This is a genomic window from Rathayibacter sp. CAU 1779 (genome assembly GCF_054551755.1).
On record NZ_JBTOLK010000001.1, the window covers coordinates 1,782,247 to 1,804,627 of the forward strand.

Here is a 22,381-nt window from a genome sequence, read left to right on the forward strand (position 1 = left end):
GCCGACGCGAAGTGCGGCCGTGGCTAGGCTCGAGACATGGCCGAGGATCGATTCAGCACAGCGTTGTACACGTCGCGTCTGCAGCGGGCCGGCGAACTCGTTCGTGAGAACGGGCTCGACGCCGTCATCGTGACGCCCGGCCCCGATCTGCAGTACCTTGTCGGCTCGCGCGCGAGCACGTTCGAGCGGCTCACGGCGCTCGTCCTTCCTGCCGACGGCGATCCCTATGTGGTCGCCCCGCGGATGGAACTGGCCGCCCTCCGAGCATCGGCCGTCGGTGAGGCCGGCCTCGACGTGCGCGACTGGGTCGACGGCCAGGATCCGTATGCCCTCGCGCTACGCGGGCTCGGCGTCACCCGACGGATCGGTGTCAGCGAGGCGACGCCCGCCTTGCACACCGTGCCCCTCTCCGTCACCTCCGACGCCGTCATCGAGCTGGCCACGCCGGTGCTGCGCAGACTGCGCATGGTGAAGGATGCCACCGAGATCGCCGCCCTCCGTGAGGCCGGCGCCGCCATCGACCGCGTGCACGCCCGTGTCGGCGAATGGCTTCGCCCTGGACGCACCGAGCGCGAGGTGGCGGCCGACATCGCCGCGGCGATCGTGGAGGAGGGACATGCCCTGGCGGACTTCGTGATCGTGGGATCCGGTCCGAACGGCGCGGACCCGCACCACGAGGTGTCCGATCGCGTGATCGGCGAGGGGGAGACCGTCGTCGTCGACATCGGCGGCCCGACGGCCATCGGGTACAACTCGGACAGCACGCGAACGTATGCGACGGGCGAGGTGGGCGCGAACATCCGTGATGCGTATGCCGCGCTCGAGCGCGCCCAGCAGGCGGCCGTCGATGCCGTTCGGCCCGGAATCACCGCCGAAGACGTTGACACCGCCGCGCGCGCCGTGCTCGCGGATGCCGGCCTCGCCGACCGCTTCATCCACCGAACGGGCCACGGCATCGGGCTCTCGGTGCACGAGGAGCCGTACATCGTGGCGGGCAACGCGCTCCCGCTGGAACCGGGCATGGCGTTCAGCATCGAGCCCGGCATCTACTTCGACGGCGAGTGGGGCGCCCGCATCGAGGACATCGTCGTCGTCACCGAGGACGGCGTCGAGCCGCTCAATCTGCGGCCGCACGGGCTCGGCGTGTTGTGATCGACCGGGCAGCGCCGCTGGTGGAACCGCGGAGCTGCTGAGATCCGGATCCACAGATCTGCGATCTGCAGCCCTGTGGACCATGGGCCTGCGCTCAGGGCTTCAACAATCGATCAGGTCCTCGGCCGTTCACGGGATCAGCACCGTGCGGGCGCCGGCCACGTCGTGGTCGTTCCACGCCGCCTCGACGTCGGCCAGGGGAACGGCACGCGGGGTGATGCCGATCGTTCCGGCCTGCAGCTCCTCCACGAGGGAGGGCAGCTCGGCGAGGTAGGTGCGCGGCCCCACCGATCCCTGGCCGCTGCCCTGCAGGCGGAAGTTCGCCGACCGGAACGCCACGGAGGGCAGCTCGATGTTCGGGCCGGCAGTGGCGCCGATGCCGATCCAATCCAGCGATCGCTCGCGGTCCTGGCGCGTCGTCAGGATGGCCATGATCGCCTGCGCGGCCGGCTCGCTCCACACGTAGTCGAGCGCGATGTCGACGTCGGCAGCGGCCTCTGCCATGGCGCGCGAGGTGGCGTCCGCGTCGTCCGTGAGCTGCACGATCGCGTCGACACCGTGGGCGGTGAGCTCCTCGAGCCGCTCGCGGTTGCGTCCGGCGGCAACGACCCGGCCTGCGCCGAGTCGCTTCGCGACCTGCACGGCGGAGGTTCCGGCGCTGCCGGTGGCGCCGAGCACCAGGACGCTTGCACCCTTCTGCATCGGCACGCGCTTGCGCAGCGAGACCCACGACGACATCGCGGGGTTCATCGACGCGGCGATGCGAGCGACGTCGGCATCGGCGGGAAGCGGGATCGAACGACGCACGTCGACGATCGCCTTGTCTGCCATCGTGCCGATCGTGTCGTCGTCGGAGGCGAAGTAGACGAGGGTGCCGTCCGGCATCCTGGCAACTCCGTCGACACCCGGGATCGCCGGCAGCACGCCGGCACTCGTGTAGTGCGATCCGGACGCCTGCGACCGCACCCGCGGATGCAGGCCGACGGCGAGCACGTCGGCGAGCACCTCGTGGTCGCCGGTGGGCCGGGGAGTCTCGAATTCGCGGTAGTGCGGCGGCTCGTCGAACGAGGTGACGACGGCAGCGTTCATGGTGGGCATGCGAGACTCCTCGGTTGAAGGTAGTTGGTGACACGAACTAAAATAGTTGGTGACACGAACTAAGTCAAACTACGATGAGGGCATGACCTCCGAGGATGCGTCCCGTGCGCCGAATATCGATGATCCCGACCTTGCGGGCGTTGCCTATTCGGACTTCCCTGACGGCGCCGACGCCGAAGGGCAGCCGTCGGAGGAGCTGTCGTCCGTCGACGCGCTGGCGCAGCTCTCGTTCCTCGTGCACGGCATGCTCGAGCGCAGGGCAGGCGAGCGCGACGTGAGCATCGTGGTGACGCGGCTGATGGGCATCCTCCGCGATCGGAGGCCGACGATGAACGAGCTGGCCACCCTTCTCGAGCTCGACAAGTCGAGCGTCTCCGGGCTGGTCGACCGTGCGGTCCGTCGTGGCCTCGTGCTGCGGACGCCGTCGGCCACCGATCGCCGGTCGGTGCGGGTGGCGCTCACCGATACGGGCAAGCGCATGGCCGCGGATGTCACAGCCGAGTTCGGCGCCGACGTCGACGTGCTGCTCTCCCGACTGTCACCCGACGATCGGGGCGCGCTCACGCGCATCGCGACCGATGTTCTGCGACATCACCGTGAGGCGATCTCCTCGAGCTTGTCGTAGCCGTCGCGCATCCCGTCTTCCATGCCCATCGCCACGATGCCGTCGCGGCCCTCGAGCGTGGGATACACGGCGTGGCCGGAGACCCGGCTGCGGCCATCGGGGAGGGCCTCGAAGGTGATGAACTCGATGCTCACGGCATCCGGCACTCCGTCGAACTCGAAGGTCTGCACGGCGAACTCGTTGTCGCGCACCTTGTGGAACACGCCGCGGAACCCGAACTCGTTGCCCTCGGGATCGCGATGGACGTAGCGGTAGCGGCCACCCGTCGTGAAGTCGTACTCCTGAAGATCCATCTCGTAGCCGCGCGGCCCGTTCCACTGCCGGTACAGTGCCGGATCCTTGTAGGCGCGGAAGACGGCCTCGACAGGTGCGTCGAACTCGCGCGTGAAGTCGACGAACGGCAGCCCGTCTGGGGCGTTCACCGTCAGTTCGTTGCTCATGATCTCTCTCCTTGCTTCTTGTGGTCGGTCTTGGTGCTTGCGGGCTTCAGTCCGGCCAGAACACCGTCGAGTGCCCGGAACGAGCTCTCGTGTGCGAGCCGGTACCCGTCGATCCACGAGGTCAACTCTTCGAGCGCTCCCGCATTCAGGTGCACAGGGCGTCGTTGAGCGTCGCGGCTTCTGGTGACGAGGCCGGCTTCCTCGAGCACGTGGATGTGCCGCGAGACCGCCTGCACGGTGATGCCGAACGGTTCCGCGAGCTCGTTCACCGTGGCCGGTCCCCGGCTGAGCCGGGCGATGATCGCACGTCTCACCTGGTCGCCGAGGGCGTGGAATGCTCTGTCGAGCCGCTCCTCGTGGGGATCGACCGCGTCCTTCGAGTTCTCACCAGTGTTCAACAGAATCCTTTATCAACGAATATGTTGAATAAGCTACGCCGAGTTCCCCACGGCGTCAATGGTCTGTGCAGGTCGAGTGGTTCGTGATGCCCGCCTGGCGTCCGTCCCGCCGGACACGGATGCCTGCGCCCGCCCGGTCCCGCGCCCGCAGACCGGCCTAACGTGGTGCTCATGACAGAGGCGCAGCTCTTCGACGATCCGCACTGGCCGCGCGCAGGGCGCTGGCCATCGGCAGACTCGCTCGGATCCGCAGAGCGCGTCGGCGTCGGAATCCTCGGGGTGCCGACCTGGCGCACGTCGTTGTCTCCAACCGGCGCGCACGCGACGCCTGCGGCGATCCGAGCGGCCGTGCAGCGCTACGGCACGTTCGCGGACGGATCCGCCTGGCCGCGCGTCGCGGACTTCGGCGACGTCGTCGAGCCGGACGGCGACGGCGAAGCGGATGCCGTCGACGCGGTGCGTGCCGCGGCATCGCGCAGTGACCTCGTCATCGCACTCGGCGGTGACAACGCCCTCACCTACAGCGTTGCGCGTGGCGCATGGCTCGGTGGCCGACCCGGCGCGGGCACCGCTCGCACCGACCACGCGCACCGGCCCGCGACGGATGCCGGCCGGATCGGGGATGCCGGCCTCATCACGATCGACGCGCACCATGATCTGCGAGACGGCATCTCCAACGGATCCCCGGTGCGCCGCCTCCTGGAAGCCGGCCTCGACGGGCGACGAGTGGTGCAGCTCGGCATCGCGGACTTCGCCAACTCCGCCTTCTACGACGCTCGGGCACGCGAGGCGGGCATCAGCATCGTGCGGCGCGACGTGTTCGAGCAGCGTCCGCTGGCCGAGATCGCGAATGACGCGCTCGAGGTGGCAGGTGCGTCCGACGGTCCGATCCACGTGGACGTCGACGTTGACGTTTGCGACCGTTCCGTCGCGCCCGCCTGCCCCGCCTCGGTGCCGGGCGGCCTGTCCGCGTACCAGTTGCGCCGCACGGTGCGGCTGCTCGCGCGCGACCCGCGCGTGGCATCCCTGGACATCGCCGAGGTGGACGCCACCAGGGACGCCGCCGACGGCCGCACGGTGCGGCTCGCCGCACTCGTGGTACTGGAAGCGATCGCGGGCTACGCCGAGCGCCCGACGGCGTTGACGATGGCAGCGTCCGGTTCATAACTCAGGAACGGCATGGACGGCCGCCTGCTGCGGGCGCATCACTTCGCTATGTCGCGCGGCCGGCGTCGACGCCGATCCTGAGTTGTGAACGCCGCGGCAGTGCTATGAACGGGGCGGCGCTCCGATGCGGCGCCCCAGCTCCGCCGCTGCCCGCGCGATGCGCGCGGCGGTCGCATCGAGGTCGACGTCACGTTCGGCGGGGAACGTGACTGCAACCGATGCCGCCGGCCAGCCAACGTGATCCGGAACGGCGACGGCCAGCGACTTGAGCCCTTCCGTGACAGAGGAGTCCTCAACGGCGTAGCCCCGCTCGCGGATCGCCCGCAGCTCAGCGCTCAGCTCGCGGTACGACGTCACGCCGCGCCCGGTTCGGGTCGTGAACGCTCCCTTGTCCGGATACAGCGCCCTCACCTGAGCGGCCGGCAGGCCCGCGAGCATCGCGAGGCCCGACGCGGTGAGGTGCGCGGGAAGCCGCACCCCGACATCCGTCACGAGGTACGGTCCGTGCGGTGCCCGCTCCTCGATGAGGTACACGACATCACGGCCGAGCAGCACAGTGAGGTGACCGCTCAGTCCCGTCTCGTCGACGAGCCGCGCCAGCACGGGAGCGCCGACACGGGTGAGCGGCTGCTGCCGATTGAAGCCGCTGGAGAGCTCGAACGCGGCGACGCCGAGACCGTACTTGGCCGCCTCGGGAAGAGGGATGACGAACCCGTGCTCCGTGAGCGCATTCAGCAGTTGGTAGACGGTCGAGCGCGGCAACTCCAGGGTGCGCGCGATGGTCGAGGCGGCAACGGGTCCGCGCTGCTGTGACATCAACCGCAGGATGCGCAGCGTCGCATCCGCGGCGGGAGCCTTGCCCGGCATCCCTCCAGTTTAGGCGGAACGGATGCTCGCGGTCCGGTATCCCGGACACGGATCGGCGGTCGGCGGGCACGCATCGCCGGTGCGCGGCGTGCAATGGAGGCATGAGTTCGTCAGCACCGCACACCCATCTGTCGGCACCGGAGCCGAGTGTTGAGGTCGTCGTCGGCGTCGGAGCACTGAGCATCGCCGACGTGGTCGCAGTGGCACGCGAGGACGCGCGAGTCGTGCTGGATCCGGATGCCGTCGCCGCCGTCACCGAGACTCGCCGCGTCATCGAGGCGCTCGCCGACGACCCACAGCCGCACTACGGCATCTCGACGGGGTTCGGCGCCCTCGCCACCACCTACATCGAGCGGAAGGACCGCGACCAGCTCCAGCTCAGCCTGATCCGCTCGCACGCCGCCGGATCCGGCCCCGAGGTCGAGCGCGAGGTCGTCCGCGCCCTCATGCTGCTGCGCCTCAGCACGCTGATGACGGGGCGGACCGGCGTGCGCGCCTCCACCGCGCGGGCGTACGCGGATGCGCTGAACGCGGGCATCACGCCGATCGTGCGCGAGTACGGATCCCTCGGCTGCTCGGGCGACCTCGCCCCGCTCGCGCACTGCGCTCTCGCGCTCATCGGCGAGGGCGAGGTGCGCGATGCCTCCGGCCACGCGGTGCCCGCAGCTCTGGCGCTGGCCGAGGCGGGCATCCGGCCGATCAGGCTCGCCGAGAAGGAGGGCCTCGCCCTCATCAACGGCACGGACGGCATGCTCGGCATGCTCGCGCTCGCCCTCACCGACCTCGACGCGCTGTACAAGGTGGCCGACCTCACGGCCGCGATGAGTGTCGAGGCACTGCTCGGAACGGATGCCGTCTTCGCCGCCGACCTGCAGGCCCTGCGCCCGCAGACCGGCCAGGCCGACTCGGCGGCGAACCTGCGCAGCATCCTCGGCGGCTCGCCGATCGTCGCCAGCCACGCGGGACCCGAGGATCCAACAGTGCAAGACGCCTACTCGCTGCGCTGCAGCCCCCAGGTCAACGGAGCCGGACGCGACACCGTGTCGCACGCACGGCTCGTGGCGGAACGCGAGCTCGCGTCCGCCGTCGACAACCCCGTCGTCACGAAGGACGGCCGCGTTGTCTCGAACGGCAACTTCCACGGTGCTCCTGTCGCGTATGTGCTCGACTTCCTGGCGATCGCCGTCGCGGATGCCGCGAGCATCTCCGAGCGCCGCATCGACCGGCACCTCGACGTCGCCAGGAACAAGGGGCTTCCGGCATTCCTCGCCGACCGTGCCGGCGTGGACTCCGGGCTCATGATCGCGCAGTACACGGCAGCGGGGATCGTCAGTGAGCTGAAGCGGCTGGCGGCACCGGCATCCGTCGACTCCATTCCCTCCAGTGCCATGCAGGAGGACCACGTCTCGATGGGCTGGGCCGCGGCGCGCAAGCTGCGCCGCGCGATCGATGGCCTCACCAGGGTGCTCGCCATCGAACTGATGACCGCGGCCCGGTCGCTCGACCTGCGTGCACCGCTGCAGCCGGGCGCCGCGACGGCGGCCGCCCGCGCCGCGCTGCGCGAGCACGTCGCCGGTCCCGGTCCCGATCGTCCGCTCTCCGCCGAGATCGAGGCGTCTGTCGCGCTCGTCGCGTCCGGCCGTGTGCTGGATGCCGTCGAGTCCGTCACGGGACCCCTCCGATGACCGGTCCCGATGCTCGCCCCGATCGCCACAGCGACCATCCCTCTCCTCCCTTCAGGCCCTTTCCCCGGCCCGGGCGTCGCGGGCAACAGCGCCATTTGCGCTTGACCGCGCCAGAACGAGTGGCGCAATAGTGCGCACATGGCGCTGACGCGACCACGAAGCACGAACGCGCACTCGGCACCACACGCACATCGACCACGAAGGAGCGACGACATGAACGATCGACTGCCCATCCACGCCCCGCGCGGCACACAGCTGCGCGCGAAGTCGTGGCAGACCGAGGCGCCGCTGCGCATGCTGATGAACAACCTCGACCCGGACGTAGCCGAGCGTCCGGAGGATCTCGTCGTCTACGGCGGCACCGGCCGTGCTGCCCGCAGCTGGGAAGCGTACGACGCCATCATCCGCACACTGGAGAGCCTGGAGGTCGACGAGACGCTGCTCGTGCAGTCCGGTAAGCCGGTCGGCGTCTTCCGCACGCACGAATGGGCACCGCGTGTTCTCATCGCCAACTCCAACCTCGTGCCGGACTGGGCGACGTGGCCGGAGTTCCGCCGGCTCGAGGCCGAAGGCCTCACGATGTACGGCCAGATGACCGCCGGGAGCTGGATCTACATCGGCAGCCAGGGCATCCTGCAGGGAACGTACGAGACCTTCGCGGCGGTCGCCGAGAAGCTCGCCGCCCGAAACAAGACCGGTGGAGACGGGCAGGGCGCGGTCAGCGGGCAGGGCGGTGCGAGCCTCAAGGGCACCCTCACCCTGACCGGCGGATGCGGCGGCATGGGCGGCGCCCAGCCGCTCGCCGTCACCATGAACGACGGCGCCGTGCTCATCGTCGACGTCGACCGCGCCCGCCTGCAGCGCCGCGTCGACCACGGCTATCTCGACGCCTTCACCGACGATCTCGACGAGGCCGTCACCCGCGCACTCGTCGCACGGCAGGCGGGCGAGGCGTACTCCATCGGACTCGTCGGCAACGCGGCGACGGTGTTTCCCGAGCTGCTGCGCCGCGGAGTGCCGATCGACATCGTCACCGATCAGACCAGCGCGCACGACCCGCTCAGCTACCTGCCGGAGGGCATCTCGGTCGAGGACTGGCACGCTGCGGCCGAGGCGGACCCCGAGGGATTCACCGCCAAGGCACGGGCATCCATGGCCAAGCAGGTCGAGGCGATGGTGGGATTCCTGGATGCCGGCGCCGAGGTCTTCGACTACGGCAACTCCATCCGGGCAGAGGCGCAGCTCGGCGGGTACGAGCGGGCGTTCGCGTTCCCCGGATTCGTGCCTGCGCACATCCGTCCGCTCTTCGAGGAGGGCAAGGGACCATTCCGCTGGGCCGCGCTCTCCGGCGACCCGAAGGACATCGCGGTCACCGACCGCGCGATCCTGGAGCTGTTTCCGAACGATGCGAAGCTGCGTCGCTGGATCACCAAGGCGTCCGAGAAGGTGCACTTCGAGGGCCTCCCTGCCCGTATCTGCTGGCTCGGATACAAGGAGCGGCACCTCGCAGGCCTCAGGTTCAACGAGCTCGTGGCCTCCGGTGAGCTCTCGGCTCCCATCGTGATCGGCCGAGACCACCTCGACTCCGGATCCGTCGCCTCGCCCTACCGCGAGACGGAGGGCATGAAGGACGGCTCGGATGCCATCGCCGACTGGCCCCTGCTGAACGCGCTCCTGAACACGGCCTCCGGCGCCACGTGGGTGTCCATCCACCACGGCGGGGGAGTCGGGATCGGACGCTCCATCCACGCCGGACAGGTCGTCGTCGCCGATGGGACGGACCTCGCGGCGCAGAAGATCGAACGCGTGCTCACCAACGATCCGGGCACCGGCGTGATGCGGCACGTGGACGCGGGTTACGAACGCGCCGCAGAAGTTGCACGCGAACGCGGCCTGCGCATCCCCATGCTGGAGGAGTGAGCACCGAAATCAGCAGCGATCAGGCACTCTTCGTGTCCGATGCCGTGTTCCTGATCACGGACCGCGACGAGCGCACGATGGGAGGCCGACGGTGAGTACGCTCTTTCTGCACGGCATCGGTCTGCTCGTCACGAACGATCCGAGCACGAGGGGTGCGCGAGCGGACGACCCGCTGGGCGCAGTGCAGGATGCCGCCCTCATCGCCCGCGACGGCGAGGTGGTCTGGGCCGGTCCGCAGGCCGACGCCGCGCCCCAGGTGGCACGGCTGCTGCAGGGCGATGTGGAGCGAGTGGATGCCGGCGGCCGCGCCGTCATCCCCGGTTTCGTCGACAGCCACACCCACCTCGCGTTCGCGGGCGACCGTTCCGCCGAGTTCGTCGCCCGCATGGCGGGGGAACGGTACACGGCAGGTGGGATCCGCAGCACCGTTGCCGCGACACGTGCGGCCAGCGACGAGCAGTTGCGGGCAAGCCTGCAGCGCTTCGAGCGCGAACTCGCCTCGCTGGGCACGACCACCTTCGAGGTGAAGACCGGATACGGACTCGACGTCGAGAACGAGGAACGCCTCGCCAGGCTCGCCCGCGAGGTGACCGACGAGGTGACGTTCCTCGGCGCGCACGTCGTGCCATCCGAATACGCCGACGACCGCAGCGGATACGTCGACCTCGTGACGGGCCCCATGCTCGACGCCTGTGCGCCGCACGCCCGCTGGATCGATGTCTTCTGCGACGAGGGCGCGTTCACCGCCGAGGAGGCCGCACGCATCCTGTCCGCGGGAGCTCACCGCGGCCTGGGCGTGCGGATCCACGCGGGTCAGCTCACCGAAGGAGAAGGAGTCCGCGTCGCCGTTGGACTCGACGCTGCGAGCGTCGATCACGCCACCTACCTGTCGGCGGATGACGTCGCCGCGCTCGCCGCATCGAACACGGTCTGCACGCTGCTGCCAGGGGTCGAGTTCAGCACACGACATCCCTACCCGGATGCCCGTGCCCTGCTCTCCGCCGGCGTCACCCTTGCGCTCGCCAGCGATTGCAACCCCGGCTCGTGCTTCACCTCGTCGATGCCGTTCGTCATCGCCCTCGCCGTGCGGGAACTCGGGATGACACCGGATGAGGCACTCTGGTCGGCGACAGCGGGCGGAGCACGCGCGCTGCGTCGCGACGACGTCGGACGGCTCTCGCCGGGTTCGAGCGCGGACCTCGTCCTGCTCGATGCGCCGAATCACGTCTACTTCGCGTACCGCCCAGGCGTGCCGTTGATCCGCCGCGTGTGGAAGCAGGGCGTCGAACTCCGCGTGGACTGAGCGCCCACCACGAGCAGATCCACTCTCAGATAGCGCCATTTGCGCACTGTTGCGCCAACAGGCGTGGCGCAACAGTGCGCACATGGCGCTGCTGCGGGCAGGCCCGGCGGCTCAGTCCTTCTCTTCGAGCTTCAGCGCGACGCCGAGCGCGAGCAGCGACGCCACCCACTCGCCGAGGAAGAGCCCCCAGTGCTCCGACCTCGATCGCTCGTCCTTCTTGGCGCGCGAGACGAGCCAGATGAAGAAGACGAGTCCGAGCGAGACGAACGCCGCGAGGTAGGCGTGCTCGCTGCGGATGCCCCATCCGCTCAACGTCGTGATCGGGTTGTTGCTTGCGAGTTCGACGATCTCGTCGCGCTTGCTCATCGATGCTCCCCACTGCACGGTCCCCGGCGACGGCGGTCGCGTCGCCACGATGACGCGGAGACCCGGCGTTCGCGGATGCCGCTGCCCGCCTCGTCCCGTCGTCGCCCGTCAGCCTACGCCGCGGCTGCCGCAAGGCATAGGGTGCCGCCATGCGCCCGGATGCCGTTGAAACGGCCTTGCCTCATCGGTATACGGCCCTGTTCCGCATAGGGTTTCCGGTGTGCGGAGACCCGAAAAGAGGCACGACGTGGACTTCACGTCCTTGGAGGCGCTGGCAGACGTCTCCCTCGACCCGCGCACCGCGACGGGTCCTGAGACCGTGACTCTGGGGGATCCGCACGTGGCGGCGGGCAACATCGCTGAGCCGACGTGGACGCAGTGGCGCGACGAGGTCGCCGCGATCGGCGGTCCGTCACCGCTCCTCCACTTCGTGGACACGCCGCGCACGCGCATCGAGCTCAGCGCCACGCATCCAGGCGGACTTCCGCAGTTCATCACGGGTGACCGCACGCTGCTGTCGAGCCTGATCCGCGACGACCTCGCTCTCCGCACGGCGAAGGGCGCTGCAGGGGCGATCACGGCGAAGGGGATCGAGCTGCGCGCGGTGCGCGGGATCGATGCCGTGCATCTCGGCATCGGGCTGGCGCATTGGCGTAACGGCGCAGACGAATACAGTGCGCCCGTGCTGCTGCGTCCCGTGGCGATTAGGCGTTACGGCCGGGATTTCGAGTTGAAGCTGCGGGGCAAGACATTCCTCAACCCTGAGCTCTCCCGTGCGTTGCACGAGCAGTTCCGCATCGAACTGGATGCCGAGGCGTTCGTCGCGCTCGCCGAGACGAACGGCGTCTTCAAGCCGCAACCGGTCATCGACCGCCTGCGCGGGCTGACCAGCCATCTCGAGTACTTCACCGTGCAGCCGAGGCTCGTCGTGTCGTCGTTCGCGGATGTCGCGCATTCCATGTCCGACGATCTCGGCGAGTTCGACCACGACGTGCTGCTGGCGTTGGCGGGCAACCCGAGCGCGCGCGACCGTGTGGAGAGCGCCTTCTCACCGGCCGAGATCGTGCCGCAGGACAACCGGCCGCCGTCCATCGACGCGCTGCTGCTCGACTCGGATCCGGAGCAGGAGAGCGTCGTCGCCCAGGTCGCGAACGGCAACTCCATCGTCGTGAAGACTCTGCCGGGCACCGGTGCGACGCAGACCGTCGTGAACGCGATCGGCGCGCTCGTCTCGCGCAACCGCCGTGTGCTGGTCGTCGGTCCGCGGCGATCGAGCCTGGATGCCATCGCTCACCGACTCGACCAGGTCGGCCTGGGCGGTGCAGCTGTCGCCTCCCGCTCGGTGCGTCGGGATCTGATCCGGTCCATCACCCGCAACGAGAAGACCGAGAAGCCGAACGTCGACGAGGTGGATGACGCCCTCGTGCGGCTGCGTCGCGTGCTGCTGGACTACCGCGGAGCGCTGACGGCGCCGCATCCGCAGTTCCGGGTCAGCGTGCTCGATGCCCTCGGCGAGCTGGCGCGGCTCGCGTTGCTGCCCTCGCCGCCGCGCACGCACGCTCGTCTCGATCGCGAGACGATCGAGGCCCTGGCGGAGGACAGAACCGAGGCTGCAGGCATCCTGCGTCGTGCCGCGACACTCGGCGAGTTCCGTTACGGCCCCGACGACTCGCCCTGGTACGGCGCCGGATTCCACACGACGACCGAGGCCACGAACGCGCACGCTCTGGCGAAGAAGTTGAGCACCATCGAGGTGCCGCGGCTCATCGACCGCTCGACGGCGCTCATCGAGGGCACGCGACTGCGCCCGTTCGAGAACATCGCCGAACTCGGCATCTATCTGCGCCTGCTCGCCGACCTGCGTGAGACGCTGGACCGGTTCCTGCCCTCGGTGTTCGACCGCCCGCTCGACGAGCTGATCGCCGCCACGTCGAACCGACGCGATGCTCCTGGGATGTCCGGGGCGACCCGTCGCAGGCTGCGCAAGCTCGCGCTCGAATACGTTCGCCCCGGCGGACACGTCGCCGACGTGAACGAGTCGCTGCGGCGCATCCAGCAGCAGCGCAAGCTGTGGAACCGGTTCGCGGATGCCGGCGCCCCGCCGAACGTCCCCGTCGGTGTCGCCGACGTGCAGGTCGCGTACCAGAAGGTCGCGGAAGACCTGATGAGCCTGGACGAACCGCTCGGCCGCACGCGGCGTCCGGATTCGCTCCTCGTGCTGCCGCTGGCGGAGCTCACGAACCTGCTTGGCGGGCTCGCGATGGAGTCCGAGGTGCTCGTCAACCTGCAGGAGCGCACGTCGCAGCTGTCGCGACTGCGGGAGCTCAGGCTCGACCCGCTGCTCTCCGACCTGTCAGCCCGTCACGTCACGAGCGAGAACGTCGCAGCCGAGCTCGAGCTCGCGTGGTGGCAGTCCGTGCTCGAGACGCTGCTGGCGGACGACCGCGCCCTCCTCGGTGCGAACACCCGCGTGCTGGACCGTCTCGAGGCTGACTTCCGGCTCGTCGACCAGGCGCACGCGTCGGCGACGGGCCAGCTCCTGTCCGCCCAGCTCGCCGTGCAGTGGAAGATCGCGCTGGCAGACAACGCCGAGCAGGCGGATGCCCTGCGCCGCATGCTCCGCGCGGGCACCGCGAGTCCCGTCATCCTGACGGACCGCGCGCCGCAGCTCTCCAGGGTGCTGGCGCCGGTGTGGCTCGCGTCGCCGTACGACGTGGCATCCCTTCCATTGTCGATGGCGTTCGACGCCGTCGTGCTCGTGGATGCTGGCGGCTGCACCCTCGCGGAGAACATCGGCGCCATCCGTCGTGCCCGCCAGGTGGTGGCGTTCGGAGATCCGGTGACGCAGACGCCGTCGCCGTTCCGCATCGCCGTCACGGATCCCTCTGACCCGGGCGCCGACGACGAGAACGAGCCGCATGACGTGGATGCCTGGCACGACGCCTCCGCCCTTGCACACCTCGCCGGGCTGCTGCCGGTCTACACGCTGACGCGCAGCTATCGCTCCGTGGGAGATGACCTCGCCGAGCTCGTGAACCGGCGTTTCTACGGCGGACAGATCGACTCCCTGCCGTGGGCAGGCAGCTTCCTCGGGCATTCCAGCCTCACACTCAGCTACGTGCGCGGCGGACACGGCATGCCCGACGACGACACAGGGACAGTCGAGAGCGTGGACGCCGAGGTGACACGGGTCGTCGAACTCGTCATGGAGCACGCACTGAACAGGTCGCGCGAGTCCCTCATGGTCGTCACGGCGAGCCAGAAGCACGCCGTGAGGGTGCAGCATGCGGTGCTCGCGGCATCCGCGAAACGGCAGGAGCTCGCGGACTTCGTCATGGGCGACCGTCCGGAGCCGTTCACCGTGGTCACGCTCGAGGAGTCGGTGGCGCAGAGCCGCGACCGGGTCATCTTCTCGATCGGATACGGCCGCACGCCGCACGGACGCCTTCTGTCGTCGTTCGGCCCGCTCGGTGAGCCTGGCGGCGAGCGGCTGCTGGCGGTCGGGTTGACGAGGGCTCGCCGCGCGATGGACATCGTCTCGTGCTTCCGGCCTGAAGACATCGACACGTCGCGCATGAAGCACGGCATCGTCGCGCTCGCGCAGGTGCTCGAGGAAGCCGCGGAGATCGAGGGCGCGGCAGAACACGAGCCGGACGATTCTGAGCCGTTGCTCGTCGACCTGGCCCGTCGTCTCGAGAAGCTCGACATGCGGGTGCAGCTCGGCCACCGCGGCGTGCTCCCGCTCGTGGCGTCGTACGGATCCAAAGCAGTCGTCGTCGAGACGGATCGTGTTCTCGGCATGGCCAGCCTGCGTGAGTCGCTCCGCCTGCGACCCGAGGTTCTGCGCCGCCTCGGCTGGCACTACGTGCGGGTGCACAGCTTCGAGCTGTTCGCGAATCCGGAGGCGGTCGCCCAGCGGATCGGACGCCTTCTCGGAGCCGTCGAGCCCGAGCCGAAGGATCAGTAGACGAGTTCACGCCCCGGCGGCGACGTCTGACGCGTCCACGAACGACGTGTCAGCGCGGCACCGTAACCTGGATGCGTGGTCGATCGCAGCACGGGAACACGCCGACCCGGACGGCGGGCGCAACGCCCGGGGGCCCCGGGGTCCGACCCGACCCCGCAGGCGCGGGCCGGAGCGGATGCCGCGGTGCGGGCATCCGAGGACACCGACCGCGCGTGGGGCGACGGCTCCGACCGCAACGATGAGCGTCTGCGTCGTGACAAGCCGCCGCACTGGGGCTGACAGTGCACGTCTCCGAACCCCGGACGTACGGGGGCCGGTGCGGGCGGAGTCGACGCCGGTCCGTGCGACGGGCGCGCCAGCCGCCGAGTGCGGGGCCGGTTCCCAGGTGTGACGAACCTCGGGTGTGACGAACCTCAGGCGTGACGGCCGCTCTGTCCGTCTGCCTTGCCTCCTGGCAGCTGAGAGTCGGCCTGCGCGGCGAGCAGGTCGCGAATCTGCGTGAGCAGTTCGACGTCCGGCGGCAGAGCTTCCTCCTCCGGCTCGGCGTTCACGCCGCGCTTCTGCTCCGCGCGCTGTCGGAAGTGATTCATCGGCATCACGAAGACGAAGTAGACGACGAGCGCCACCGCCAGGAACTGGATCACCGCGCCGATGATCGCGCCGAACGCGAGGTACGTCGTCCCGCCGCCGACGGTCGGCATAGGGACCTTGAGCGCCTGGTCCAAGGACCCCGCCTTGAAGACAGCGCTGATCAAGGGGTTGATGAGGCTGTTCACGATGGCGTTGACGACGGCGGTGAATGCGGCGCCGATCACGACGGCGACAGCGAGGTCGATCACGTTGCCGCGCATGATGAAGTCTCTGAAGCCCTTGATCACGATGTACCCCCCAGTGTCGTCGGCATCGTGTGCACCATCGATGGTACGAAAGCCGGGCCTCCGCCGGAAACCGACATCCTGATCATGATCCGTATTCGGCTCCGACGCCGGCCCTGCCCGAGTCGAGACGTGCCGGTGGTCAGGCTGCGGAGCTCGCGGAGCCCGACGACGACGCCGGCGTGCTCTTCTTCTCCGTGGAGGCCGGTTTCGAGTCGGATCCTGAGGACCCGCTCGAGGCATCCTTCTTCGCTGACTCCGTCTTCGCCGCAGGCGTCGACTGCGACGTGCCGGAGCGCGAGTCGGTGCGGTAGAAGCCCGATCCCTTGAAGGTGACGCCCACGGATCCGAAGACCTTGCGCAACGGACCGCCGCAGTCCGGGCACGTCGTCAGCGCCTCGTCGCTGAAGGACTGGTGGATGTCGAACGCTGCGCTGCATTCGGTGCACTTGTAGGAATAGGTGGGCATTGTTTCTCCGCTGACTTGATCGTGGGTGTGTCGTGGTGGCGGATGGGGGATCCGCTCTTCAGCCGAAGCGGATGATGCGAGTCGGGGTCACAGCACCGGTCACCGGCTCGTCGTGTCGTTCCCGAGGCACCTCGTCGAGCACCTCGCCGTCGAAGACCACGGCAAACACCGGAGGACATTTTTCCATGCTGCCCAGGGTTTTGTCGAAGTAGCCCTTGCCCCAGCCCATACGCATGCCTCCGTCGTCCACCGCGGCAGCCGGAACCACGATGAGATCGACGTCGTTGACGGCGATCGGACCCAGCAGTTCGCCGACGGCCTCCGGCCAGCCGTGGATGCCGAGCGCTTCGGATTCGCCGTCGTCCACCGTCCAGTCGAGGAGACCGTCCTCGCGGCTGATCGGCAGCAGTACCCGCAACCCTTCGGCGAACGCCCAATTGAGGAACGGACGCGTGTTCGGTTCCGTCGGACCGGACAGGTAACAGGAGAGCGAGCGTGCCCCCAGTTCCGCGACCAGCGTCTGCAGGTTCTTCGTGATGCCGACCTCGGCCTTCTCCCGCTCTGTCGCGGTGAGGTTCTGCCGGCGTTCACGGAGGTCGGCGCGGAGCGCGCGCTTCGCGCTGCTCGGGTCGGAGGGCATACCACGCAGTTTAGGGTCTGGGGTCGGCGGTGCTTCCGCGGGGGAGCATCCGGTGTCACCTTCCGGGACACGGGGTCCTCGGGGCCGCTGTGAGAAGTGGATTGTCGGTGTCGACGGGCCAGCAGATACCCTGAGCAGCATGGCCATCACCAAAGCAGTCATCCCTGCCGCGGGCCTTGGCACGCGGTTTCTCCCCGCCACCAAGGCCATGCCCAAGGAGATGCTCCCGGTCGTCGACAAGCCCGCGATCCAGTACGTGGTCGAGGAGGCCGTCGACGCCGGACTCGACGACGTTTTGCTCATCACCGGACGCAACAAGAACGCGCTCGAGAATCACTTCGATCGCGCGACCGAGATCGAATCGACCCTCCTGGCCAAGGGCGACACCGAGAAGCTGCGCCGGGTGATGTACTCCTCCGAGCTCGCCGACATGCACTACGTGCGGCAGGGGGATCCGAAGGGTCTCGGGCACGCCGTGCTGCGTGCGAAGAAGCACGTCGGCCAACAGGCGTTCGCGGTGCTGCTGGGCGATGACATCATCGACAGTCGCGACGTGCTGCTGACGCGCATGATCGAGGTCGCCGAGCAGCGCGGCGCCAGCGTTGTGGCACTGCTCGAGGTCGACCCCTCGCAGATCCACCTCTATGGGGCGGCCGCCGTCGACGCGACCGACGAGGGTGACGTCGTGCGGGTGCGCGGTCTCGTGGAGAAGCCGGCAGCCGAGGACGCCCCGTCCAATCTGGCGATCATCGGCCGCTACGTGCTGCAGCCCGAGGTGTTCGACGTGCTCGAGCACACCGAGCCGGGCAAGGGCGGCGAGATCCAGCTGACGGATGCGCTCCAGGAGCTGGCAGCTGAGCAGGACGGCCCCGGCGTGTACGGCGTCGTCTTCCGCGGTCGTCGCTACGACACCGGTGATCGTCTCGACTACCTCAAGTCGATCGTGCAGCTGGCCATCGACCGCGAGGATCTGGGACCCCAGTTCCGTCCGTGGCTGCGCGAGTTCGCATCCGGGCTGGCCGACGAGCCGGCGCGGGGCGAGACGCTCGACGAGCCCGGCGTCGGTCACACCGCGAACTGACCGAAGGCCGGAGACCCGTGTACGTTCCCAGCCTCAGCGACGGAGCTGTAGGCATCCGACCGATCAGGTTGCGCGATGCTCGCGCGCTCGAGAAGGAGCTGATCGACAACCGCAGCTGGCTGCGGCAGTGGGAGGCGACCAGCCCGCACGCGCCGGTGTCGTTCGACACCAGGGCGAGCATCCGCTCGCTTCAGGCATCGGCTCGTGCCGGCCACGGGCTGCCGTTCATCATGGAGCACGACGGCCAGCTGGCCGGACAGCTCAACGTCTCATCGATCACCTACGGATCTCTTGCCTCCGCGACGATCGGGTACTGGGTGGCCGAACGATTCGCGGGCAAGAACGTGACCCCCACGAGCGTGGCGCTCGCGACGGACTACTGCTTCTTCCAGCTCGGGCTGCACCGCATGGAGATCTGCATCCGTCCAGAGAACGGCCCGTCGCTGCGCGTGGTGCAGAAGCTGGGCTTCCGCTACGAGGGGCTGCGGCGGCGCTACATCCACATCAACGGCGACTGGCGCGACCACTTCTGCTTCGCGCTCGTCGTCGAGGAGATCCCGCAGGGCGTGCTGCGCCGCTGGAAGTCGGGCAATGCGCCGCTGGACGCCGCGACCGTCCCGCTGTCCGACGTCGAGGCCGCGACGCACCCGATCGTTCCGCGCTCACGGTGAGGCCGCCGCACCCCGCGCAGGCGACCCAGGGGACAGGATCGTCGAGGCGATCGGTGACACACGGAGCCCACGCCCGGTCCTGGGGCTCGGACCCGCCTAGCGTGGTGGCATGAACGGGGGAACGTTGAGTGGCGGCGTGGTCATCGCCCTGGCCGCGACGCTCTGGCTCGCGTACCTCGTTCCCACCTGGCTCCGCCGCCGCGACTACCTCAACGCCGAGCGCAACGCCGTTCGTCTGCAGCAGACCCTGCGGATCCTCGCCGAGACCGCCGAGGCGCCCGAAGAAGTGCATGTCGAGGCGACCGCACGCGAAGTCGCACGTCAGCAGAGGCTGCTGAAGAAGGTGCAGGCCAAGGCGGATGCCGCCGCTCGCGCGCACGCGGCGTCCGAGGCTCGTGCTGCAGCCAGGCTCGCCGCCAGGGAAGAAGCACTGGCCGACGACGGCGCGGCGTTCCCGAGCGTCTCTCCGTTGCGGCAGCGTGCGACGGACTCTCTGCGTGAACCGGATGCCGCAGCCGACGAGACCCAGGCCTTCGACGTTCGCCAAGACGTGTTGACCCATGCCGAGGGCACGCGGAACACGGCACGCGCGCCGCGATCGGATGCTGCACCGTCGAGCCAGGAGCGCGCTGACGCACGGCCGATGGCGCGCCAGGGAGCACACTCCGGGATCTCGGCTGCCGCTCGCGCCGAACACGATCGGGCGTTCGCGCACGCGGTTCGTCGCACCCGTCTGATGACGACTCTTGTGGTGCTTGCCTCACTCGTCGGCATCGGATTCGGCGTGTACTCGCTGATCACGGCCGGCAGTTGGTGGGTGCTCGTGGCATCGGCGGCACTGCTGGTCTGCGCCTTCGCCGTGCTTCGACGTCTCGCGGTGCAGGTGGCGGCGCACAAGGCGGCCCGCCGCACGAGGGTGGAGGTGGTGCGGCAGAATCCGGAGCTGTACGACCACGCGCTGCACACCGAGCCGGAGCCTGTCGAGGACGAGCCGGTCGATGCGAGCTGGCAGCCCCAGCCTTTGCCGAAGCCGATGTATCAGTCGCCGGGGTCGCGCGCGGCGGCGGCCATGGCATCCGTCGACGCGGCGGTCGCGCTGCGCCGTGCTGCGGCTCGCGCAGAGCTGGAGGAGCGTGCTGCACGTCTCGCCGCCGCGCAGGTGCCGACCATTCAGCCGCAGAAGGAGCGTCCGGCCGAGCAGCCAGCGGCCCAGGCTGCGGGAACAGCCGTGACAGCAGGTGCATCGACCGCGAGCGCACCGGCTGCACCTCAGAAGCCCCCGAGCCGGTATGCGCGCATGGGCGTGGTCGACGATGTGCAGAGCGAACACATCGACCTCGACGAGGCGCTGCGGCGCCGTCGCGCCGCGGGCTGACGCGCCCGCGACCCTGCGCCGCAACTGACGCGCTGCGACCTGCGCTGCGACTGACGCTGACGGCCGTGCGCGGCCCTGTCGCCCGGCTCTCGCGTCACGGCTACGGCCTTCCTGGTGGCCGACCGCGACCTCACGCGACGCCCCGTCGTGGCGCTGCGGCACGTCGCGAAAACCGGAGGGGGCGACGGGAACCGGAGGGTTCCGCCGGTGCTCGCGCCGGGTGCGCGATTCCTTCGGGTCCGGGTGCACGCGGACGCGTGCGGCGGCGCTCGAAGGACGGATGCTCGGCCCGGCCTCGATTCAAGGAGTGCGGGCGCGGCGTGCTAGAGTCTCATACGCACTTGGGGCTATGGCGCAGTTGGTAGCGCGTCTCGTTCGCAATGAGAAGGTCCGGGGTTCGAATCCCCGTAGCTCCACCAAGTACCCTCAGAACCTCGGCAACGCTCGAGGTTCTGAGGGTCTCTTCGTGTCTGGACATGGACAGTCGGCCCATGCGTTGCCGGCCGTCGAGGAACGCCGAGCGTGCTACTTCAGGAGCGCAGCGAGTCTCGGCAGCTGCTCCGGATCCTCCAGCGCGGAGCCGACCGCGACCACGCGAACGCCCGCGGCGAGGAAGGCCGGTGCGGTAGAGGCATCCATTCCGCCCGTGGCGACGAACGACGCCTGAGGGAACGGCCCACGGATGGCGCCGAACCAGCCGGTGCCGAGCAGGGAGGCAGGGAATGCCTTGAGCCAGGTGAGCCCTTCCTTCAGTGCGAGCTGCACCTCGGTGCCCGTCGCGACGCCGGGCAGGGACGGCATGCCTGCCGCGTGAGACGCGCGCACGACCTCGACGTCGAAGCCGGGGGAGACGGTGAAGTCCGCGCCGGCCTCCTTGGCGAGGCGCACGTGCTCGGCCGAGACGACAGTGCCTGCGCCGACGCTGAGGCCGCGGGCGTGAGCCGCCTCCGCGACGACGCGCAGCGCTTCGACGTCGACCGGGGTCTGCACGGGAAGTTCGACGGCTTCGATGCCGAGGTCCCAGGCGGTCGTGGCCACGGCGAGGCTGCGTTCGACGCCCATGCCGCGCAGGATCGCCATGAGCGGCACGTCGTGGAAGAGCTCGCCGAAGGAGGAATTGTCGGTCATGGTGTGTGCGCCTTTCAGCGAGTGCTCCGACTGTCAGAGCGTGTTCTGGGTCTCGGTGGATGGTCTGACGTCGGCGTGATCCGCGTGGGCGTGCTCCGTCGGGAGGTCGTCTACGAGGGTCTCGTCGATGACGAAATCGCTCGTCGAGAGCAGCACCCGGTGGGCGCGCTGGTGGCCCCTGGCGAGGCGGGTCGTGGCATCCGCTCCGTCCAGCAGCGCTGCGAGGTAGCCGCCGGCGAAGGCGTCGCCAGCGCCGACCGGCTCGACGACCTCGGTGGCAATGGCGGGTACGAAGGTCGCGACGTCGAGACGATCGACGCGATCGAACTCCGTGGCACCGACGGCACCGTCCTTGACGATCAGACGCCGGGGCCCTGGCAGCAGGGCGCGCACGTCGTCTGCTGTCCGGCACGACCAGAGGCACTCGGCCTCGTCGAGGCCGACGAAGACGATGTCGGCGCGCCTGGCGAGAGCGAGGAGAGCGGATGCCGCGGCGCCGGGTTCCCAGAGCGCCGCGCGGTGGTTCACGTCGAAGCTCAGCAGAGCGTCGCTGTCGGCGACGCGATCGATCACGGCGTCGACCAGCTCGGAGCAGCTGCGCGACAGCGCCGACGTGATGCCGGAGAGGTGCACGACCTCCGCGAGCTCGAACGGGACATCCGCAACGGACCCCGGACTCATGTGGGAAGCCGCGGAGCCGCGGCGGTAGTACAGCACGCCGTTGCCGGGATCCTTGAAGTAGACGCCGGTCGGCGCAGCCGCATCGCTGGTCACCCAGCCGACGTCGACGCCCCGCTCCCGGATGACGCGCACGATCCGCTCGCCGAGCACGTCGGATCCGACGGCGCTCACCCAGGCGCTGGGAACACCCAGCGCGGCGGCATGGCATGCCACGTTGGACTCGGCGCCGCCCACGTGCAGCCGCAGCTCGTGCGCCGTGGCGAGGGATTCCGGCAACGCGGGGGTGACCATCGCCATCGTCTCGCCGAGCGTGATGAGGCGAGGACGGGATGTCGGATCCGCCTCGTGCGCCATGCGTCCAGTGTGACGAGGCGCTGCACATCGTGCAACGCGCGTTGTACTATTTGCACACCATGCGTCGCCGGTCGAGTCCGTCGAAACCGATCTCGGAACCAGGTTGCGACAGTCTCAAC

General features: G+C 69.3%; 21 protein-coding genes and 1 tRNA gene. 12 read left to right on the plus strand and 10 right to left on the minus strand.

Features of this window, described 5'->3' with window-relative positions; all coding sequences use genetic code 11:
• Window positions 1-36 precede the first annotated feature (36 nt).
• Complete coding sequence (locus ACX9R5_RS08175; protein ID WP_459408483.1) at window positions 37-1,152, plus strand: M24 family metallopeptidase; 1,116 nt, start codon at window positions 37-39, stop codon at window positions 1,150-1,152.
• A gap of 129 nt (window positions 1,153-1,281) precedes the next feature.
• On the opposite strand, the gene ACX9R5_RS08180 is transcribed toward ACX9R5_RS08175, so the two are convergent.
• Entirely contained in the window at window positions 1,282-2,250 is a 969-nt protein-coding gene (locus tag ACX9R5_RS08180; RefSeq protein WP_459408484.1) for a zinc-binding dehydrogenase, read from the minus strand.
• An 82-nt stretch (window positions 2,251-2,332) separates the two neighbouring features.
• Here ACX9R5_RS08180 and ACX9R5_RS08185 point away from each other — a divergent pair, with 82 nt between their 5' ends.
• On the plus strand, window positions 2,333-2,875 hold the full coding sequence (locus ACX9R5_RS08185; RefSeq protein WP_459408485.1) for a MarR family winged helix-turn-helix transcriptional regulator: 543 nt from the start codon (window positions 2,333-2,335) through the stop codon (window positions 2,873-2,875).
• Here ACX9R5_RS08185 and ACX9R5_RS08190 read toward each other — a convergent pair.
• Both ACX9R5_RS08190 and ACX9R5_RS08195 read right to left on the minus strand, forming a co-directional pair.
• A complete protein-coding gene (locus tag ACX9R5_RS08190; RefSeq protein WP_459408486.1) occupies window positions 2,842-3,315 on the minus strand; it encodes an SRPBCC family protein in 474 nt (157 codons plus the stop codon). The genes ACX9R5_RS08185 and ACX9R5_RS08190 overlap by 34 nt on opposite strands.
• Window positions 3,312-3,713, minus strand: coding sequence for an ArsR/SmtB family transcription factor (locus ACX9R5_RS08195; RefSeq protein ID WP_459408487.1), 402 nt, complete (start codon window positions 3,711-3,713; stop codon window positions 3,312-3,314). Before ACX9R5_RS08195 ends, ACX9R5_RS08190 begins: the two co-directional genes overlap by 4 nt.
• 171 nt (window positions 3,714-3,884) lie before the next feature.
• On the opposite strand from ACX9R5_RS08195, the gene ACX9R5_RS08200 reads away from it, so the two are divergent.
• Entirely contained in the window at window positions 3,885-4,880 is a 996-nt protein-coding gene (locus ACX9R5_RS08200) for an arginase family protein (RefSeq protein WP_459408488.1), read from the plus strand.
• Window positions 4,881-4,982: 102 nt separating this feature from the next.
• Here the strand turns inward: ACX9R5_RS08200 and ACX9R5_RS08205 are convergent, their stop codons facing one another.
• On the minus strand, window positions 4,983-5,747 hold the full coding sequence (locus ACX9R5_RS08205) for an IclR family transcriptional regulator (protein WP_459408489.1): 765 nt from the start codon (window positions 5,745-5,747) through the stop codon (window positions 4,983-4,985).
• A 101-nt stretch (window positions 5,748-5,848) separates the two neighbouring features.
• Here ACX9R5_RS08205 and hutH point away from each other — a divergent pair, with 101 nt between their 5' ends.
• The 3 genes from hutH to hutI all read left to right on the plus strand — a co-directional run bounded on the left by hutH (window position 5,849) and on the right by hutI (window position 10,655).
• Window positions 5,849-7,432: a histidine ammonia-lyase gene (gene hutH, locus ACX9R5_RS08210; protein WP_459408490.1), complete on the plus strand. Its 1,584-nt coding sequence runs from the start codon at window positions 5,849-5,851 to the stop codon at window positions 7,430-7,432.
• Window positions 7,433-7,645: 213 nt separating this feature from the next.
• Window positions 7,646-9,352, plus strand: a complete 1,707-nt coding sequence (gene hutU / locus ACX9R5_RS08215; protein ID WP_459408491.1) for a urocanate hydratase — start codon at window positions 7,646-7,648, stop codon at window positions 9,350-9,352.
• A 91-nt stretch (window positions 9,353-9,443) separates the two neighbouring features.
• Window positions 9,444-10,655 carry an imidazolonepropionase gene (hutI, locus tag ACX9R5_RS08220; protein WP_459408492.1) on the plus strand — a complete coding sequence of 404 codons (1,212 nt, stop codon included), beginning with the start codon at window positions 9,444-9,446 and terminating at the stop codon, window positions 10,653-10,655.
• A gap of 111 nt (window positions 10,656-10,766) precedes the next feature.
• Here hutI and ACX9R5_RS08225 read toward each other — a convergent pair whose 3' ends face one another.
• The gene (locus ACX9R5_RS08225; RefSeq protein ID WP_459408493.1) at window positions 10,767-11,021 is read right to left on the minus strand and encodes a hypothetical protein; all 255 of its coding nucleotides are present in this window, start codon (window positions 11,019-11,021) and stop codon (window positions 10,767-10,769) included.
• A 247-nt stretch (window positions 11,022-11,268) separates the two neighbouring features.
• Here ACX9R5_RS08225 and ACX9R5_RS08230 point away from each other — a divergent pair, with 247 nt between their 5' ends.
• Window positions 11,269-14,988: an AAA family ATPase gene (locus tag ACX9R5_RS08230; protein ID WP_459408494.1), complete on the plus strand. Its 3,720-nt coding sequence runs from the start codon at window positions 11,269-11,271 to the stop codon at window positions 14,986-14,988.
• Window positions 14,989-15,063: 75 nt separating this feature from the next.
• Window positions 15,064-15,267: a hypothetical protein gene (locus ACX9R5_RS08235; RefSeq protein WP_459408495.1), complete on the plus strand. Its 204-nt coding sequence runs from the start codon at window positions 15,064-15,066 to the stop codon at window positions 15,265-15,267.
• Window positions 15,268-15,401: 134 nt separating this feature from the next.
• Here the strand turns inward: ACX9R5_RS08235 and mscL are convergent, their stop codons facing one another.
• The 3 genes from mscL to ACX9R5_RS08250 form a co-directional block, all read right to left on the minus strand.
• A complete protein-coding gene (gene mscL, locus ACX9R5_RS08240) occupies window positions 15,402-15,866 on the minus strand; it encodes a large conductance mechanosensitive channel protein MscL (protein WP_459408496.1) in 465 nt (154 codons plus the stop codon).
• A gap of 139 nt (window positions 15,867-16,005) precedes the next feature.
• Entirely contained in the window at window positions 16,006-16,332 is a 327-nt protein-coding gene (locus tag ACX9R5_RS08245) for an FmdB family zinc ribbon protein (RefSeq protein ID WP_459408497.1), read from the minus strand.
• Between the two features lie 58 nt (window positions 16,333-16,390).
• Window positions 16,391-16,972, minus strand: coding sequence for a 5-formyltetrahydrofolate cyclo-ligase (locus tag ACX9R5_RS08250; RefSeq protein ID WP_459408498.1), 582 nt, complete (start codon window positions 16,970-16,972; stop codon window positions 16,391-16,393).
• Between the two features lie 139 nt (window positions 16,973-17,111).
• On the opposite strand from ACX9R5_RS08250, the gene galU reads away from it, so the two are divergent.
• From galU to ACX9R5_RS08270, 4 genes are all read left to right on the plus strand, one after another.
• Window positions 17,112-18,053: a UTP--glucose-1-phosphate uridylyltransferase GalU gene (galU, locus tag ACX9R5_RS08255; RefSeq protein ID WP_459408499.1), complete on the plus strand. Its 942-nt coding sequence runs from the start codon at window positions 17,112-17,114 to the stop codon at window positions 18,051-18,053.
• 17 nt (window positions 18,054-18,070) lie between these two features.
• Window positions 18,071-18,724: a GNAT family N-acetyltransferase gene (locus ACX9R5_RS08260; RefSeq protein WP_459408500.1), complete on the plus strand. Its 654-nt coding sequence runs from the start codon at window positions 18,071-18,073 to the stop codon at window positions 18,722-18,724.
• A 109-nt stretch (window positions 18,725-18,833) separates the two neighbouring features.
• Entirely contained in the window at window positions 18,834-20,099 is a 1,266-nt protein-coding gene (locus ACX9R5_RS08265) for a hypothetical protein (RefSeq protein ID WP_459408501.1), read from the plus strand.
• A gap of 343 nt (window positions 20,100-20,442) precedes the next feature.
• Window positions 20,443-20,518 (plus strand) — tRNA-Ala (locus ACX9R5_RS08270).
• Window positions 20,519-20,624: 106 nt separating this feature from the next.
• On the opposite strand, the gene ACX9R5_RS08275 is transcribed toward ACX9R5_RS08270, so the two are convergent.
• The gene (locus ACX9R5_RS08275) at window positions 20,625-21,227 is read right to left on the minus strand and encodes a bifunctional 4-hydroxy-2-oxoglutarate aldolase/2-dehydro-3-deoxy-phosphogluconate aldolase (protein WP_459408502.1); all 603 of its coding nucleotides are present in this window, start codon (window positions 21,225-21,227) and stop codon (window positions 20,625-20,627) included.
• A 33-nt stretch (window positions 21,228-21,260) separates the two neighbouring features.
• Window positions 21,261-22,262 (minus strand): sugar kinase, encoded by a 1,002-nt coding sequence (locus ACX9R5_RS08280; protein WP_459408503.1) that lies wholly within the window; start codon window positions 22,260-22,262, stop codon window positions 21,261-21,263.
• Window positions 22,263-22,381: the final 119 nt, after the last annotated feature.

What these genes read in the sequence shown, in the direction of transcription:
- ACX9R5_RS08200 (WP_459408488.1), top strand. Translation starts at nt 3,885, where the DNA reads ATGACAGAGGCGCAGCTCTTCGACGATCCGCACTGGCCGCGCGCAGGG.
- ACX9R5_RS08250 (WP_459408498.1), bottom strand. Translation starts at nt 16,972, where the DNA reads ATGCCCTCCGACCCGAGCAGCGCGAAGCGCGCGCTCCGCGCCGACCTC.
- ACX9R5_RS08225 (WP_459408493.1), bottom strand. Translation starts at nt 11,021, where the DNA reads ATGAGCAAGCGCGACGAGATCGTCGAACTCGCAAGCAACAACCCGATC.
- ACX9R5_RS08205 (WP_459408489.1), bottom strand. Translation starts at nt 5,747, where the DNA reads ATGCCGGGCAAGGCTCCCGCCGCGGATGCGACGCTGCGCATCCTGCGG.
- hutH (WP_459408490.1), top strand. Translation starts at nt 5,849, where the DNA reads ATGAGTTCGTCAGCACCGCACACCCATCTGTCGGCACCGGAGCCGAGT.
- ACX9R5_RS08190 (WP_459408486.1), bottom strand. Translation starts at nt 3,315, where the DNA reads ATGAGCAACGAACTGACGGTGAACGCCCCAGACGGGCTGCCGTTCGTC.
- hutU (WP_459408491.1), top strand. Translation starts at nt 7,646, where the DNA reads ATGAACGATCGACTGCCCATCCACGCCCCGCGCGGCACACAGCTGCGC.
- ACX9R5_RS08180 (WP_459408484.1), bottom strand. Translation starts at nt 2,250, where the DNA reads ATGCCCACCATGAACGCTGCCGTCGTCACCTCGTTCGACGAGCCGCCG.
- ACX9R5_RS08280 (WP_459408503.1), bottom strand. Translation starts at nt 22,262, where the DNA reads ATGGCGCACGAGGCGGATCCGACATCCCGTCCTCGCCTCATCACGCTC.
- ACX9R5_RS08185 (WP_459408485.1), top strand. Translation starts at nt 2,333, where the DNA reads ATGACCTCCGAGGATGCGTCCCGTGCGCCGAATATCGATGATCCCGAC.
- ACX9R5_RS08275 (WP_459408502.1), bottom strand. Translation starts at nt 21,227, where the DNA reads ATGACCGACAATTCCTCCTTCGGCGAGCTCTTCCACGACGTGCCGCTC.
- ACX9R5_RS08245 (WP_459408497.1), bottom strand. Translation starts at nt 16,332, where the DNA reads ATGCCCACCTATTCCTACAAGTGCACCGAATGCAGCGCAGCGTTCGAC.
- ACX9R5_RS08175 (WP_459408483.1), top strand. Translation starts at nt 37, where the DNA reads ATGGCCGAGGATCGATTCAGCACAGCGTTGTACACGTCGCGTCTGCAG.
- ACX9R5_RS08265 (WP_459408501.1), top strand. Translation starts at nt 18,834, where the DNA reads ATGAACGGGGGAACGTTGAGTGGCGGCGTGGTCATCGCCCTGGCCGCG.
- galU (WP_459408499.1), top strand. Translation starts at nt 17,112, where the DNA reads ATGGCCATCACCAAAGCAGTCATCCCTGCCGCGGGCCTTGGCACGCGG.